Here is a 14,881-nt window from a genome sequence, read left to right as displayed (position 1 = left end):
GGATCAGCCGGTCGTATCGGGTGGATCGAGCCGGGCCGGATCGCCTGCCGTTTCCGGCGCAGAGCCGGACGGGTCGTGACGCTCCTTGATCCCGGCAATCTCCGCCTGTCGCCCCTCAAAGATGCGGATGGCGCGCAGTTCCTGCGGGCTGAACGTCGTCCGATCCGCGCGGGCGAGGAGGATTTCGACGATCTCGCTAAGCCAACCGATCTGGCGGCCATAGCTGCCGACCTTGTCCAGCACCTCCTGCTCCACTTCCGGCTTGGGCGTGATGCCTAGGTCGATGTTGACCAGTCCGAAATGGGCGTTGCTGAAATCAAAGGTCCAGGGGAGGATGGACTGGGAGAGATATTTGGGCGCCAGGGACACCGCCATCTGCATCGACTTCATGGATCACCTCCATCGTTGATGCGGTGCAGCATAGCAGAATGTGAAAAGCCATGCCCCTGCCTTGGCGAATAATCGTCATTGGTGGAAATAATCATAGACCGTCTGCGCCACCGCCTGCGACACGCCCGGCGCGCGGACCAGATCGTCGAGACTGGCGTTGCGCACTGCCTTGGCCGTGCCGAAATGCATCAGCAGCGCGCGTTTGCGAGCGGGACCGATGCCCGGAACTTCGTCCAGCGAGCTGACGGTGATCGCCTTGCTGCGCTTCTGCCGGTGCGCGCCGATGGCGAAGCGATGCACCTCGTCGCGCAGGCGTTGCAGATAGAAAAGGACGGGATGATTGACCGGAAGGGTGATTTCCCGCCCGTCCATCAGGTGGAAGACCTCCCGGCCCTCCCGTCCATGATGCGGTCCCTTGGCGATGCCGATCATGCACACATCCTCAATGCCCAGATTTTCCAGCACCGCCCGGGCCGCATTGAGTTGCCCCCGCCCGCCGTCGATCAGGACGAGGTCGGGCCATTCGCCGCTGTCGCGATCCGGGTCTTCATTCTGCGCGCGGGCGAAGCGCCGTTCGAACACTTCGCGCATCATCGCAAAGTCGTCGTTCGTATCCGCCTGCCGGATGTTGAACTTGCGATAGCCATTCTTGCGAAAGCCCTCCGGCCCCGCGACGACCATCGCGCCAAGCGCATGGCTGCCCTGGATATGGCTATTGTCATAGACCTCTATCCGGTCCGGCACGCCGTCCAGCCCGAACAGGTCGACCATCTCCGCCAATATCTTGCCTTGCGTGCTGCTCTCCGCCTGCCGCCGTTCGAGCGATTCCACGGCATTGCGCTCCGCCTGCCGGATCAGCTTCATGCGGTCACCGCGCTGGGGCACCTCGATGCGGACCTTGCGGCCGAGTTTCTCGCTGAGTGCGAGAGACAGCAGGTCACATTCCGCCGGGGCGCGATCGCACAGGATCAGCGGGGCAGGGGGAACTTCCTCATAGAATTGCGCCAGGAAACTCTCCAGCACTTCATCCTCGCCCACCTCGGCCGTATGGACGGGAAAGAAGCTGCGATGCCCCCAATTCTGGCCGCCACGGATGAAGAAGGCCTGTATGCACATGCCGCCATTGTTGGACGCCAGCGCGAAAATATCCGCGTCGCCCAGCCCCTCTGCATTGACCGCCTGACTCCCCTGAATGAAGGTCAGCGCCCTCAACCGGTCGCGATAGACGGCGGCCATCTCGAAATCCATCGCCTCCGCTGCGGCCTGCATCGCCTCGCCCAGCTTGGCCTGCACCTTGGTCGACTTGCCGCCCAGAAAGTCCTGTGCGTCGCCGACCAGTTCGGCATAGGCGGGGGCTTCGATCCGGTCGACGCAGGGAGCGGAGCACCGCTTGATCTGATAGAGAAGGCAGGGACGTGAACGATTGGCGAAGAAACTGTCGCTGCAACTGCGTAGCAGGAAGAGTTTCTGGAGCGCGTTGATCGTCTGAGTCACCGATCCGGCGCTGGCGAAAGGGCCATAATAGCGACCCTTGATCTTCTGCGCGCCGCGATGTTTCTGGATGCGCGGAAAGGCATGATCCTCGCGCAGCAGGATGAAGGGGAAACTTTTGTCGTCGCGCAACAGGACATTATAGGGCGGTCGGAACCGCTTGATGAGTTGCGCCTCCAGCAACAGCGCCTCGGCCTCGCTGTCGGTGGTCACGATGGTCATGGAGCGGGTTTGCGACACCATGCGCTTCAGGCGAGCGGGCAGCCGTTCGACCTGGGTATAGTTGGTGACGCGGTTCTTCAGCGCCCGCGCCTTGCCCACATAGAGCACATTGCCGCGCGCATCCTGCATGCGATAGACGCCGGGCCGGGTCGGCAGGCTTCGCACCGTCTCGCGGATCGCGGCGACCCCGGCATCCATGTCGGGCGTGCCGGATCCGCGAACCGCGTAGGTCGCCTTTTCTTCGTTGAATCGATCCGGCGCGCTGCGTTCTGACATGGCGCCTATGTAGAGAGAGGCGGGGGGAGGGGAAAGGCCGGGAGAGCGAAAAGGTCGCGCTTACTCCACCCAGTCCAGCCCGATGTCGCGATAGACGGCCCGGTCGTCGTCCCAATTCTCCTTCACCTTGACGTGGAGGTAGAGGTGGACGGGCACGCCCAGCAGCTTGATGAGTTCCGCGCGTGAGCGAGAGCCGATTTCCTTCAGCCGCTGGCCACCCTTACCGAGAACGATAGCGCGTTGCGAGGCGCGCTCGACAAGGATCTGCTGATGGATCTCGATGGAGCCGTCCTGCCGCTCCTTATATTGCTCCGTCTCGACCGCGCTCTTGTAGGGCAGTTCGTCGTTGAGCTGGTGGTAGAGCTGCTCGCGGGTGATTTCGGCGGTGAAGAGGCGGTCGGTGGCGTTGGATACCTGATCGGCGGGGAAATGCCATGGCCCCTCCGGCATGGCGTTGGCCATCGCGCGCTTGAGTTCCGGTAGGCCGTCGCCGGTCAGGGCGCTGACATAATAGGTTTCTTCAGGCTTGATGAGGGCATGCAGCTTTTCCGTGAGGATCAGTAGCTTGCCCTTGTCCGCCACGTCCACCTTGTTGAGGATCAGCCACAAGGGCTCCGACCGCTTGGCAAGCCCCTCGATAATCGGCTCCATCTTGGGGCCAAGACCGCCGCGACCGTCGATGATGAGGGCGATGATGTCTGCGTCCTGCGCGCCGCCCCATGCCGCAGCCACCATGGCGCGGTCGAGACGGCGACCGGGAGAGAAGATGCCGGGGGTGTCGACGAGGACGATCTGCGTCTCCTCCTCTATCCCCACGCCCATGACGCGGGTGCGGGTTGTTTGCGCCTTGGGACTGGTGATCGCGATCTTCTGCCCGACCAAGGCGTTGACGATGGTGGACTTGCCCGCATTGGGGGCGCCGACGACGGCGACGACGCCGCAGCGTTCCGGCTTGCCGTTGTTATCCGGGGTCTCGATGGGGGCGAGGGGTTCGGTCATGACAGGCGCTCCAGCAGCAGGGCGGCGGCTTCGGTTTCGGCTTCCTGTTTGGAGCCGCCCTCGGCCTCCGCTTCGCCAACATTCGGGATGGATACGCCGACGCGGAAGCGCAGGGCGTGGTGCGGCCCGGTGCGTTCGATCAGCGTGTAGATGGGGCCTTTGCGGCGGTTTGCGGCCGCCCATTCCTGAAGCGCCGACTTGGGATGCTTGGGCGCGGCGACGCTGCCGTCGATGCGGGCGCTCCACAGGCGATGGATCAGCGTGCGCGCTGCCTCCATACCCTTGTCGAGATAGAGCGCGCCGATGATCGCCTCCATCACGTCGCCCAGCACATTGTCGCTGTCCAGCGCGCCGTCGTCTCGTGCCTGCTTGCCCAGCATGACATGGGCGGGAAGGCCTATGTCGCGGGCGACATCCGCGCAGACGGAGCCGGTGACGAGCGCGTTGAGGCGGCGGGATAATTGCCCCTCCTTCTCCGCCGGGAACAGGGCGTAAAGCCAGTCCGCGACGACGAGGCCGAGGATGCGGTCGCCCAGAAACTCCAGCCGCTCATAATTGTCGGCGCTGGCGCTGCCATGCGTCAGTGCGCGCGTGTAGAGGGCGCGGTCGCCCGGCGCGTGGCCGATCAGGGCGGCCAGCCAGTCGGTGGCGGCGTTTTCGCGGGCGCGTTCATGCGCCCGGTCGTTGGGATGCCCGCTCAGAACCCGTCCCCGATATGGTCGGTGCGCGCGGCGGTGAACCAGGTCCAGGGAAGCAGCCAGTTGGCGGAGCCGTCCGTCGCGAAGACGGAGACAAGGGCGCGGCCCACCAGATTTTTCTGCGGCAGGAAGCCGACGCCGCCATTGGCGACCGGCACGCGGCTGTCCGCGCTGCGATCGCGATTGTCGCCCATGACGAAGACATGATCCTGCGGCACGATCATAACTTCGGTATTATCCTCTGGCCCGTCTTCCAGGTCGAGGACATTATAGCTGCGACCGTTGGGCAGGGTCTCGTGAAACTGCGGGTAGCGACATTTGAGCGAATCGTCCGCGCTATGCACTTCATATTTGGCGCGATAGCAGGGGGACGCGCCGCCGGCGGTCCGGGTCGCATCCAGCATGTTGGGCGTGACGGGAATGACCAAGTCGGCGATGCGCTTCTTCGGCACGGCCTTTCCGTTGAGATAAAGGGTGCCGCCGCGCACCTGCACCATGTCGCCGGGCAGGGCGACGACGCGCTTTATCCAGTCCTCGCTGAGGTTCGCGGGTGCCTTGAACACCACGACGTCGCCGGGGGTGGGGGCGCTGGGCAGGATGCGGCCGGGGATCAGTGGCAGGCTGAACGGCAGGCTGTAGCGCGAATAGCCATAGGGCCATTTTGCGACGAGCAGATAGTCCCCGATCAGCAGGCGAGGCTGCATGGATTCGGACGGAATGTTGAACGGCGCGGCGATGAAGCTGCGCACCACGAACACGATCAGCGCGAGCTTGATCGTGAAGCTGATGAAGTCCTTTGTCTCGGACGTTTTTCCGGTTCCCGCCATCGGCCGTCTTTGCGGGCAGAGTGTTGCCACGTCAAGCCGAGGTGAGGGAGCGGGCAGTGCATTGTGCGGGTGCAATATAGCCGCATATTGGCTAGGACGGTGGCGAAGGCATAGACGGAGACAGGGTTGATGACGGACGATTCACGCATCGGAGCGATCTGGAGCGCGCTGAAGGCAGCCGATGTCCCTGAACTGAGGACGATATTCACCAACGACCCGGACCGGCTGGCCAAGCATGTTATCGAAGTGGGAGGCACCCGGTTCGACTTCGCCAAGACCCATTTGCTGGACGCGACGGTCGACGCCTTTGTCGACCTTGCCGATGCCGCCGATCTGGCAGGCGCGCGTACGGCGATGTTTGCGGGCGAGGCGATCAATAACAGCGAGGGTCGCGCGGTCGAGCATAGCGCGCTGCGCGGAGAGGGCCGGGCAGAGACGGTCAAGGAAGCCAAGATGCTGCGGTCACGCATGCGGACCTTGATCGACGCGATTGAGGCGGAAGCGCTGGGCGAAGTGCGCCATGTGCTGCACATCGGCATCGGCGGATCGGCGCTGGGACCGGATCTGTTGGTCGATGCGCTGGCGCGGAACAGCGATCGTTACGATGTCGCGGTGGTCAGCAATGTCGATGGCGCCGCGCTGGAGGAGGCGATCAAGGGCTTTGACCCCCATGCGACGTTGATTGCGGTCGCGTCCAAGACCTTTACCACGGGCGAGACGATGCTGAACGCCGCCAGCGCGCTCCAGTGGATGATGGATGCGGGGGTGGACGATCCCTATGGCCGGGTGATCGCGCTGACCGCCGCGCCGGAAAAGGCGATGGAATGGGGCGTGGACGAAACGCGTATCCTGCCTTTCCCGGAAAGCATCGGGGGGCGTTATTCGCTCTGGTCGTCCATCGGCTTTCCCGTCGCCATGGCGCTGGGCTGGGCCGGGTTCGAGGAGTTGCTGGAAGGTGCGGCGGAGATGGACCGCCATTTCCGCACCACGCCGCCGCGCGACAATGCACCGCTGCGCGCGGCCTTTGTCGATCAATATTATGCGCGGGTGCGTGAGTGCCAGACGCGCGCGGTCTTTGCCTATGACGAGCGGTTGCGGCTGTTGCCAAGCTATCTCCAGCAACTGGAGATGGAGAGCAATGGCAAGGCGGTGACGCGCGATGGCGTGGCCGTCGATGGACCGACCGCGCCGGTGACATGGGGTGGCGTCGGCACGGATGCACAGCATGCGGTGTTCCAGTTGCTGCATCAGGGCACGCACCTCATCCCCGTCGAGTTCATCGCGGTCACGGAGGCGGGCGACCGGCAGGATCCGGCGCATCATGATACGCTACTGATCAATTGCTTCGCGCAGGGGGCCGCGTTGATGCAGGGTAAGGAGAGCGACGACCCGGCGCGCACCTATCCCGGCAATCGGCCGTCCTCCACGATTTTGCTGGATGCGCTGACGCCTAATGCGCTGGGCGCGTTGATCGCCTTCTACGAGCATCGCACTTTTGCCAATGGTGTGTTGCTGGGCATCAACAGCTTTGACCAGTTCGGCGTGGAACTGGGCAAGTCGATCGCCAAGGCCATCGAGAGCGAAGGACCAAAGGGTTTCGATCCGTCCACCATGGCGCTGATCGAGCGCGCGCTGACCTGAACGATGGTGGGCTTCGCCATGCTCCCGCGTCGGGGACATGGCGAACGTGCTATTGTGCTGGAGCCAGCGCGGGCGTGCCTGCCACCGGGGTTTCCGGCGCTGGTGCGGCTGGGACCATCCCTGTGCTGTTGGGTATGGAGGTCGTAGGCGTTGCTGCCGGGCTGCCCGGTACCGCTCCATTGGGGACATGGGGGGCGATGCGCGGCAGGACCGGATCGGGGATGCCCTTGCGGCGGCGATATTCGGGGCTATGCAGCGCGTTGATTTCGGCGCGGCGGCGCTTGAGATAAAATTCGCGCGTCGCCGTGTAGGGATCGTCGCTGTCGCGTGCGACCTCGATCTGCTCGTCGAACTCGACGCGGTCGTTCATGGCTTTCACCGTGCCGGTGCCCAGACCATAGAGCGGATCGTTGAAGGGCTTGCCCGCGACGGCGGGGATGAGGCTGAGGTCGAGGATGCGGCCGACCAGATCGCGGGCCGTCGTCGGGCCAAGGATGGGCACGAACAGGAACGGTCCGTTGCCGATGCCATGATAGCCAAAGGTGTTGGCAAAGCCGTTCTGGCGATAGGGTAGGTGGAATGGCTTGCGCTTGGCCATATCGAACAGGCCCGCGACGCCGACGGTGCTGTTGATCGCGAAGCGGCCGACCGTCTCGAACGCCTTGCCCGGTTTGAATTGGAGCAGGAAGTTCACGAAAACAATCGGTTCGGCCAGATTGATGAGGACGTTGCGCAAGCCGTTGCGGACCGGCTTCGGCACGATCTTTTCATAGCTTTTGGCGGTCGGGCCGACGACCAGCTTGTCCACGGCCTGGATGGCTTCGAAGGACGCGGCGTTGACGCCGACGAGCGGATCGGTCGGTGTGGCCAATCGCTTGCGACGGGCGGTGACGACGATGCTGTCGTTGTCGGACAGGTCGGGTTTGTCGCTCGATGCGGCCTGCGCACTGTCGGCAGGCGGCTGTTGCCCATCGCCTCCGACCGTAGTGGAGCCTGCGGCAAAGGCATCGGCGGGCAGCGCCGGAGCAACCGGAGCTGGCGATGTCGTATCAGGGGTGGTGGCGGGAACAGCGTTGGGTGCCGCCTGAGCGCCCGTCAGGAATATCGCCAATGCGAGAGATGAAACGCTCAATGACCTGCCTTTTGTCGGGAAGAAAGCCGGTTCGCACAACGGCGGCCTACGGGAGTTGCGGGGACGGATAGGATGAATGTCGCGGTCAAGCTATGGCAATGCCTTCATGTAACAATATTCGCTACCGCGCACCTGTCGCACAAATGTCGTCCTAGTGACATGATTCTGTCCTTGCCAGGAATGGCGTTTACAATGGGATGCGTACGGGATCATCCCCTGATTGGGGAATGATGGCCTGAAACGGGAATGGGCGGCGTCCGGTTCCCATGCTGTCCTGATGACGCAGGCCGTCGATCAGTCTGAGCGGGAAAAGCCGGTTGCGCGGGGTGGGGGGCGCACGCCATATGCGCCACCAGCATGATGGCCCAGAGGATCGGCGATGAGCGAGTTTGATTTCGACCTGTTTGTGATCGGTGCCGGGTCCGGTGGCGTAAGGGCGTCGCGCGTATCCGCAGCCTATGGCGCGCGGGTGGCGGTCGCGGAGGAATATCGTGTTGGTGGCACCTGCGTCATTCGCGGCTGCGTGCCCAAGAAACTGCTCGTCTATGGCGCGCATTTCGCGGAGGATCTGCATGATGCCCGCCGGTTTGGCTGGAATGTGCCGGAATGTTCGTTCGACTGGCCGCGCCTGCGTGACAGCGTGCTGGGCGAGGTCGATCGGCTGAACGGCCTCTATACCGAGACACTGGACAAGAATAAGGTCACGATCTTCCACGAACGCGCCATCATCGAGGGGCCGAACGCTGTGCGGCTGGCCAGCGGCAAGGTGGTGACGGCGGGCAGGATATTGATCGCAACGGGTGCATGGCCGGTGTTGCCGGACATTGAGGGGGCGGAGCATGGCATCACCTCCAACGAGGTGTTCCATCTGGACAAGTTGCCGCGCCGCATCCTGATCGCGGGGGGCGGCTATATCGCCAATGAGTTTGCAGGTATTTTCCATGAGTTTGGCAGCCAGGTGACGATCGTCAACCGCTCGGACACGATCCTGCGGGGCTATGATGAGCAGTTACGCGATCGGCTCCTGCAAATCTCCATGGGTAAGGGCATCATCTTCCGCTTCAACGCTCCGTTCGAGCGGATCGAGAAACTGGAGGATGGCAGCCTGCGCGCGCATCTGAAGGGGCCGGGCGACCCCATCGACTGCGACCAGATATTGTTCGCCATGGGCCGCAAGCCGCATATCGCCGGACTGGGGTTGGAGAACGCTGGGATCGAGTTGAACGATCAGGGCGCAATCAAGGTGGATGAGCAGAACCGCACCAATGTCGAGAGCGTCTATGCGGTGGGCGATGTGACCGACCGTATCCAGTTGACCCCGGTGGCGATCCGCGAGGGGCAGGCCTTTGCGGATACGGTGTTCGGCAACACGCCGCGCACGGTCGATTACAGCTGCGTGCCGAGCGCGGTCTTCTCGCAGCCGCCGATTGCCTCCGTCGGCCTGACCGAGGCGGAGGCGCGCAACAAGCTGGGCACGATCAAGGTCTATTCATCCGATTTCCGCGCGATGAAGAATGTGCTGGCGGGACGCAACGAGCGCAGCCTCTACAAGCTGGTCTGCCATGGCGAGACGGGGCAGGTCGTGGGCATCCACATGATCGGGCCGGATGCGCCGGAAATTTTGCAGGCCGCCGCCATTGCGGTGAAGGCGGGCCTGACCAAGGCGGATTTCGACGATACAGTCGCGCTGCATCCCAGCATGGCGGAGGAACTGGTGTTGATGAAATAGGGGCTAACTCGCCTCATTTCTCGTCATCCCGGCGAAGACTGGGATATTCCTCAGCAGGTGGTGCTTCGCTGCGACAGATCCCAGCTTTTGCCGGGATGACGTGTGGGGGAGGTGCAGGGGTGAGCGCATCGGGGTACGGAGGGCCGCTACCCACCCTTGGCTCGTCCCTCTAAGAGGTTAGGGTCATTCCACCGAATAGGGCACGACATGGCGATGGTCCGGGTCTACGCGGATCGGGCGGTCGATGGGGGGGAAGGCACGCTGGTCGCAGCCCTGTCGAGGGCACAGGCGGCAACTGGTGCCTATGGGAGTCGCAGCCGCCTCGTCTGCCAGCCGCAGGCCATCGGCATAGATGAAGTTGGCCGCATGCTCTATCTCGCAGCCCAGCACCACGGCGTAGCGACGCGGGGCGCGGGCATAGCTGCCCGAAGGTTTCACCAGCCCGCGCGCCATGGAAACATAGCGCACGCCATCGGGTGTCTCGCCAAGCTGCACCTGGATACGGTCGGGGATCGCCACAGCCTCATGCACCACCCAGAGCGGACAGGCTCCGCCGAAACGGGCGAATTGCAAGCGGGTGGCGCTGTGCCGCTTGGTGATATTGCCCGCCATGTCGACGCGGCAGAAGAAGAAGGGGATCCCCCGCGCGCCCGGCCGTTGCAGGGTGGAGAGGCGATGGCAGGCTTGTTCGAAGCTGACCCCGAAGGCGCGGGCCAGCGGATCGATGTCATGGCGCAGTTCGCGCGCTGTATCCCGGAAGCGGCGATAAGGCATGAGGAGCGCGCCCGCGCCATAGTTGGCAAGGCCGATATGGAGAAGAGCATCTGTGCCCCGGTCTCCGGTCCGGGCGCCGGCCACCAGTTCGGCGAGCATGTCGCCTGCCTCCAGCCGCATGAGTTGCACCGCGAGCAGGAAGGCGCGGGTTTGCGGTGGCTGGGCGGCGTTGATGCGCAGGCGATTGGCGTGGGGATCAAAGGCACGCTGCATGTCGCCGGACGCCTCCACGAGATCGGTCGCGCAGCCGTGGCGGTCGGCAAGGGCTGCGATCAGGCGGGTTTCGGCGTCCGGGCCGGTGAGGCCCAGTTCCTCCGCCAGATCCTCCGCCCGGCAATCGAGGGCGTGGATATAATTGCCTGCCTCGTGAAACCAGTCGCGCACCAGTTCCCACGGCATGCGGGCGGCGGGGGCGGCGTCGCTGGCCAGCGCCTCCTCCATCATCGCGATGCGGTCCTGCGCCTGCCGCCAGGCGTGGTGGAGGTCGACATAGCGGGCGGCGAAATCGGGATAGTGGAGCAGCAGCCGCTCCGTCCGTTCCGGGTCGGCGGGGGGAGAGCCGACGGCGGGGCTGGCCATTGCCCAGTTGAAGGCGCCCAGTAACTGCTCCTCCTGCCGCTCGTCGAAGCTGGACCAGTCGAGCGGGAAGGCGCGGGCGAGGGCGGCCTTGACCTTCGCGGTCAGGGGGCGGTCGTCATTTTCAAGCTGGGAGAGATAGCTGACCGAAATGCCCAGCAATCGGGCCATGCCGGCCTGATCCAGCCGCTGTTCAAGCCGGAGTTGCCGGACCTTCGGACCGACGAAGAGGCGGGTGCCGCGCGCCAAGCTGTTTCCTTCCGCCTTAACAACATAACCAACCAAAACATATGTGTGGCCCCTAGTTTGCAAATTTGCAATTTGCAATTCCGCAAATTCACAGTTGCGCTTGAGCCCAAAGCCTGAGAGTGCGCCTCATCCGGAGCTATTCACAACAGGAACGATAATCCGCATGTCCAAGCTCGCCATTCTCGAAAAGCTCGAAGCCAAGCGCGACGCTGCCCGTTTGGGCGGTGGACAGCGGCGCATCGACAACCAACATGCCAAGGGCCGCCTGACCGCCCGCGAACGCATCGAAGTCCTGCTCGACGAGGGCAGTTTCGAAGAGGTCGACATGTATGTCGAGCATAATTGCGTCGATTTCGGCATGAACGAGAATCACATCCCCGGCGACGGCGTCGTCACCGGATCGGGCACGATCAACGGCCGCCTCGTCTTCCTGTTCAGCCAGGATTTCACGGTGTTCGGCGGCGCGGTGTCGGAGCGGCACGCGATGAAGATCTGCAAGGTCATGGACATGGCGATGAAGGTCGGCGCACCGTTCATCGGCCTGAACGATTCCGGCGGCGCGCGCATCCAGGAGGGCGTCGCATCGCTCGCCGGTTACGCCGAGATTTTCCAGCGCAACGTCAACGCATCCGGCGTGATCCCGCAGATCAGCGTCATCATGGGCCCGTGCGCGGGCGGCGCGGTCTATTCCCCCGCGATGACCGACTTCATCTTCATGGTGAAGGATTCGAGCTTCATGTTCGTGACCGGCCCGGACGTGGTGAAGACGGTGACGAACGAGATCGTCACGCAGGAGGAACTGGGCGGCGCGATCACGCACACGACCAAGTCCGGCGTGGCCGACATCGCGTTCGAGAACGACCTGGAGGCGCTGCTCTCCGTCCGCGACTTCGTGGACTATCTGCCCGCATCCAACCGTGAGCCGGTGCCGACGCGCCCGACCGTGGACGCCTGGGACCGGATCGAGAACAGCCTCGACTTCGTGATCCCGGCCAACGCCAACCAGCCCTATGACATGCATGAAGTCATCAAGAAGGTGCTGGACGAAGGCGATTTCTTCGAGGTGCAGCCCGCGCACGCGCCCAACATCATCGTCGGTTTCGGCCGGGTCGAGGGCAGGACCGTCGGCATCGTCGCCAACCAGCCACTGGCGATGGCGGGCGTGCTGGACATCAATTCGTCCAAGAAGGCGGGCCGGTTCGTGCGCTTTTGCGATGCGTTCGACATCCCGCTGGTGACGTTCGTGGACGTGCCCGGCTTCCTGCCCGGCGTGGGCCAGGAGCATAGCGGCATCATCAAGCATGGCGCGAAACTGCTGTTCGCCTATGCCGAGGCGACGGTGCCCAAGATTACGATCATCACGCGCAAGGCCTATGGCGGCGCCTATGACGTCATGTCCTCCAAGCATCTGCGCGGCGATTTGAACTTCGCATGGCCCACCGCCGAAATCGCGGTGATGGGTGCCAAGGGCGCGGTCGAGATCATCTTCCGTGGCAAGACCCCGGAAGAAATCGCTGAAAAGACGAAGGAATATGAAGACCGTTTCGCCAACCCCTTCGTGGCGGCGAGCAAGGGCTTCATCGACGAGGTGATCCAGCCGCACTCGACCCGCAAGCGCATCGCGTTGGGCCTGCGCAAGCTGCGGAACAAGTCGCTGGAAAATCCGTGGAAGAAGCACGACAACATCCCGCTGTAAGGCGAAAGGAACCCCCATGTCTGAACTACAGGATGTCTATATCGTCAGCGGTGTCCGCACGGCGGTCGGTGATTTCGGTGGCACGCTGAAGGGGTTCAAGCCTTCGGAACTGGGTGCGCTGGTGACGACGGAGGCGCTCAGGCGCGCCAATGTGGCGCCGGAGGATGTCGGCCATGTCGTGATCGGGCAGGTCATGCAGACCAGCGCGCGCGACAATATGCTGTCCAAGGTCATCGCGCTCCAGTCCGGTATTCCGGCGGCGGTGCCCGCGCTGACGCTGAACCGGCTGTGCGGGTCGGGCGTGCAGGCCATCGTCTCCGCCGCGCAGATGATGCGGCTGGGCGAGGCGGGCATCACCGTCGCGGGCGGCGCGGAAAGCATGTCCAACGTCCCCTATCACGACCATGGCGTGCGCTGGGGCCGGAAGATGGGCGACAACAGCCAGGAAGACGCGCTGACGCACGGCCTGTCGGACGCCATCGGCGGCTTCCACATGGGCATCACGGCGGAGAATGTGGCGGAGCGCCACGGCATCAGCCGCGCCGACATGGACGGGCTGGCCGCGACGAGCCACCAGCGCGCGGCGCGCGCGATTGCGGAGGGGCGCTTCAAGGAGCAGATCCTCCCCATCGAGATCAAGACGCGCAAGGGCGTGACGATTTTCGACACGGACGAGCATGTCCGCGCCGAGACCACGGCGGAGACGCTGGGCGCGATGAAGCCGGCCTTCAAGAAGGACGGTTCGGTCACGGCGGGCAATGCGTCGGGCATCAACGATGCGGCGGCTTCCGTCCTCCTCGCCACTGGCGCGGAAGTGGAGAAGCGCGGCCTGAAGCCGCTGGCGAAGATCGTCGCCTGGGGTCATGCGGGCGTGGAACCGGAATATATGGGCGAGGGGCCGATCAAGGCCGCGCCGATCGCGCTGGAGCGAGCAGGCCTGTCGCTCGACCAGATCGACGTGATCGAGAGCAATGAGGCGTTCGCGGCGCAGGCGGCGGCGGTGGCCAAGGTGCTGGGTTTCGATCCCGACAAGGTGAACCCCAATGGCAGCGGCGTGTCGCTGGGCCATCCGGTCGGCGCCACCGGCGTCATCATGACGATCAAGGCGGTGTACGAACTGAAGCGGATCGGCGGCAAATATGCCCTGATTACGATGTGCATCGGCGGCGGTCAGGGGATCGCGCTGGTGATCGAGAACGTCTGATGCACCATGTCCACGAAGCGACGGTGGAGTGGCGGGCGAGCGGCGATGTGGCGTTTGCCACCCGCCGTTACAGCCGCGCGCACCGCTGGCGCTTCGATGGCGGGGCGGAGGTGGCGGCGTCCTCCTCGCCTCTGGTCGTGCCCTTGCCCTATTCCGATGCGGCGGCGGTGGACCCGGAGGAGGCTCTCGTCGCGGCTCTCGCCAGTTGTCATATGATGTCCTTCCTCCATCTGGCGTCCCAGAACGGGCTGGATGTGCTGTCCTATGAGGACAGCGCGTCGGGCCACCTGGACAAGCGGGAGGACGGGCGGGTCGCGATGGTGCGGGCGGTGCTGCACCCCCGCATCGCCTTTGCGGGCGACGCCGACCCGACGCTGGTCGAGCGGCTCCACCATGACGCGCATGACCTGTGTTATATCGCCAATTCCGTCAATTTTCCGGTGACAGTGGAACCTGTACAATGAAACTCGGCCGTTTGAATCACATCGGCGTCGCGACGCCCGACCTCGACGCCTCCATCGCCTTTTACCGCGATGTGATGGGCGCGACGGACATTACCGAGCCGTTCGTGCTGGAGAGCCAGCAGGTGCGCGTCGCCTTCGTCAACACACCGGGCGAGAATGGCACCGCGGGCACGCAGATCGAGCTGTTGCAGGCGACGACGCCGGACAGCGCGGTGGGCAAGTGGATCGCCAACAACCCGCTCGGCGGCCAGCACCATATTTGTTATGAGGTGCCGGACATATTGGCGGCCAAGGCGTGGTTCGAGGGGCAGGGCAAGCGGGTGCTGGGCGAACCGCGCATCGGCGCGCATGGCACGCTGATCTTCTTCGTCCACCCCAAGGACATGGGCGGGCAACTGACCGAGATCATGGAGACGCCGAAAGAGGCGCACTGACAGATTTTTGGCCCGCTGCCGCCCGTTCTGGAGGGGGGCAGCGGGATTTGACGGCTTCACCCGAACGGGAACGGGATAC

Annotated in this window: 13 protein-coding genes; 6 read left to right on the top strand and 7 right to left on the bottom strand. The window is 64.0% G+C overall.

All coding sequences use genetic code 11. The features are described from left to right. Positions 1-3: 3 nt before the first annotated feature. The 5 genes from LWE61_RS10595 to lepB form a co-directional block, all read right to left on the bottom strand. The gene (locus LWE61_RS10595) at positions 4-390 is read right to left on the bottom strand and encodes a hypothetical protein (RefSeq protein WP_234150031.1); all 387 of its coding nucleotides are present in this window, start codon (positions 388-390) and stop codon (positions 4-6) included. 75 nt (positions 391-465) lie between these two features. Further along, complete coding sequence (gene uvrC, locus LWE61_RS10590) at positions 466-2,379, bottom strand: excinuclease ABC subunit UvrC (protein ID WP_234150030.1); 1,914 nt, start codon at positions 2,377-2,379, stop codon at positions 466-468. 60 nt (positions 2,380-2,439) lie between these two features. Then, on the bottom strand, positions 2,440-3,378 hold the full coding sequence (gene era / locus LWE61_RS10585; RefSeq protein WP_234150029.1) for a GTPase Era: 939 nt from the start codon (positions 3,376-3,378) through the stop codon (positions 2,440-2,442). Continuing rightward, complete coding sequence (gene rnc, locus LWE61_RS10580; RefSeq protein WP_234150171.1) at positions 3,375-4,079, bottom strand: ribonuclease III; 705 nt, start codon at positions 4,077-4,079, stop codon at positions 3,375-3,377. Before rnc ends, era begins: the two co-directional genes overlap by 4 nt. After that, positions 4,076-4,903: a signal peptidase I gene (lepB, locus tag LWE61_RS10575; protein WP_234150028.1), complete on the bottom strand. Its 828-nt coding sequence runs from the start codon at positions 4,901-4,903 to the stop codon at positions 4,076-4,078. The genes rnc and lepB overlap by 4 nt, the downstream gene beginning before the upstream one ends. A 129-nt stretch (positions 4,904-5,032) precedes the next feature. Here lepB and pgi point away from each other — a divergent pair, with 129 nt between their 5' ends. After that, entirely contained in the window at positions 5,033-6,544 is a 1,512-nt protein-coding gene (gene pgi, locus LWE61_RS10570; protein WP_234150027.1) for a glucose-6-phosphate isomerase, read from the top strand. Between the two features lie 49 nt (positions 6,545-6,593). Here pgi and LWE61_RS10565 read toward each other — a convergent pair whose 3' ends face one another. Continuing rightward, on the bottom strand, positions 6,594-7,676 hold the full coding sequence (locus LWE61_RS10565) for an MlaA family lipoprotein (protein WP_234150026.1): 1,083 nt from the start codon (positions 7,674-7,676) through the stop codon (positions 6,594-6,596). A gap of 379 nt (positions 7,677-8,055) precedes the next feature. Between LWE61_RS10565 and gorA the strand changes: the two genes are divergently transcribed. Further along, a complete protein-coding gene (gene gorA, locus LWE61_RS10560) occupies positions 8,056-9,405 on the top strand; it encodes a glutathione-disulfide reductase (protein ID WP_234150025.1) in 1,350 nt (449 codons plus the stop codon). Between the two features lie 183 nt (positions 9,406-9,588). Here gorA and LWE61_RS10555 read toward each other — a convergent pair whose 3' ends face one another. Continuing rightward, entirely contained in the window at positions 9,589-11,004 is a 1,416-nt protein-coding gene (locus LWE61_RS10555) for a helix-turn-helix domain-containing protein (protein ID WP_234150024.1), read from the bottom strand. Positions 11,005-11,167: 163 nt separating this feature from the next. Between LWE61_RS10555 and LWE61_RS10550 the strand changes: the two genes are divergently transcribed. Genes LWE61_RS10550 through mce form a run of 4 tightly spaced genes read left to right on the top strand, consistent with a single transcriptional unit; the run spans position 11,168 to position 14,802 of the window. Beyond that, positions 11,168-12,700, top strand: a complete 1,533-nt coding sequence (locus tag LWE61_RS10550) for an acyl-CoA carboxylase subunit beta (RefSeq protein WP_234150023.1) — start codon at positions 11,168-11,170, stop codon at positions 12,698-12,700. A 16-nt stretch (positions 12,701-12,716) separates the two neighbouring features. After that, complete coding sequence (gene bktB / locus LWE61_RS10545; RefSeq protein ID WP_234150022.1) at positions 12,717-13,904, top strand: beta-ketothiolase BktB; 1,188 nt, start codon at positions 12,717-12,719, stop codon at positions 13,902-13,904. Then, positions 13,904-14,368: an OsmC family protein gene (locus LWE61_RS10540; RefSeq protein ID WP_234150021.1), complete on the top strand. Its 465-nt coding sequence runs from the start codon at positions 13,904-13,906 to the stop codon at positions 14,366-14,368. Before bktB ends, LWE61_RS10540 begins: the two co-directional genes overlap by 1 nt. Then, positions 14,365-14,802: a methylmalonyl-CoA epimerase gene (mce, locus tag LWE61_RS10535; RefSeq protein ID WP_234150020.1), complete on the top strand. Its 438-nt coding sequence runs from the start codon at positions 14,365-14,367 to the stop codon at positions 14,800-14,802. Before LWE61_RS10540 ends, mce begins: the two co-directional genes overlap by 4 nt. Positions 14,803-14,881 lie beyond the last annotated feature (79 nt).

The organism is Sphingobium sufflavum, assembly GCF_021403115.1.
Lineage (GTDB): Bacteria > Pseudomonadota > Alphaproteobacteria > Sphingomonadales > Sphingomonadaceae > Sphingobium > Sphingobium sufflavum.
Note: the sequence above shows the minus strand (reverse complement) of the source record. Positions and strands in the feature narration are given on the sequence as shown.

Excerpts from the sequence above, each read along its gene's own strand:
- LWE61_RS10595 (WP_234150031.1), bottom strand. The coding sequence starts at position 390 with ATGAAGTCGATGCAGATGGCGGTGTCCCTGGCGCCCAAATATCTCTCC.
- uvrC (WP_234150030.1), bottom strand. The coding sequence starts at position 2,379 with ATGTCAGAACGCAGCGCGCCGGATCGATTCAACGAAGAAAAGGCGACC.
- era (WP_234150029.1), bottom strand. The coding sequence starts at position 3,378 with ATGACCGAACCCCTCGCCCCCATCGAGACCCCGGATAACAACGGCAAG.
- lepB (WP_234150028.1), bottom strand. The coding sequence starts at position 4,903 with ATGGCGGGAACCGGAAAAACGTCCGAGACAAAGGACTTCATCAGCTTC.
- pgi (WP_234150027.1), top strand. The coding sequence starts at position 5,033 with ATGACGGACGATTCACGCATCGGAGCGATCTGGAGCGCGCTGAAGGCA.
- gorA (WP_234150025.1), top strand. The coding sequence starts at position 8,056 with ATGAGCGAGTTTGATTTCGACCTGTTTGTGATCGGTGCCGGGTCCGGT.
- LWE61_RS10550 (WP_234150023.1), top strand. The coding sequence starts at position 11,168 with ATGTCCAAGCTCGCCATTCTCGAAAAGCTCGAAGCCAAGCGCGACGCT.
- bktB (WP_234150022.1), top strand. The coding sequence starts at position 12,717 with ATGTCTGAACTACAGGATGTCTATATCGTCAGCGGTGTCCGCACGGCG.
- LWE61_RS10540 (WP_234150021.1), top strand. The coding sequence starts at position 13,904 with ATGCACCATGTCCACGAAGCGACGGTGGAGTGGCGGGCGAGCGGCGAT.
- mce (WP_234150020.1), top strand. The coding sequence starts at position 14,365 with ATGAAACTCGGCCGTTTGAATCACATCGGCGTCGCGACGCCCGACCTC.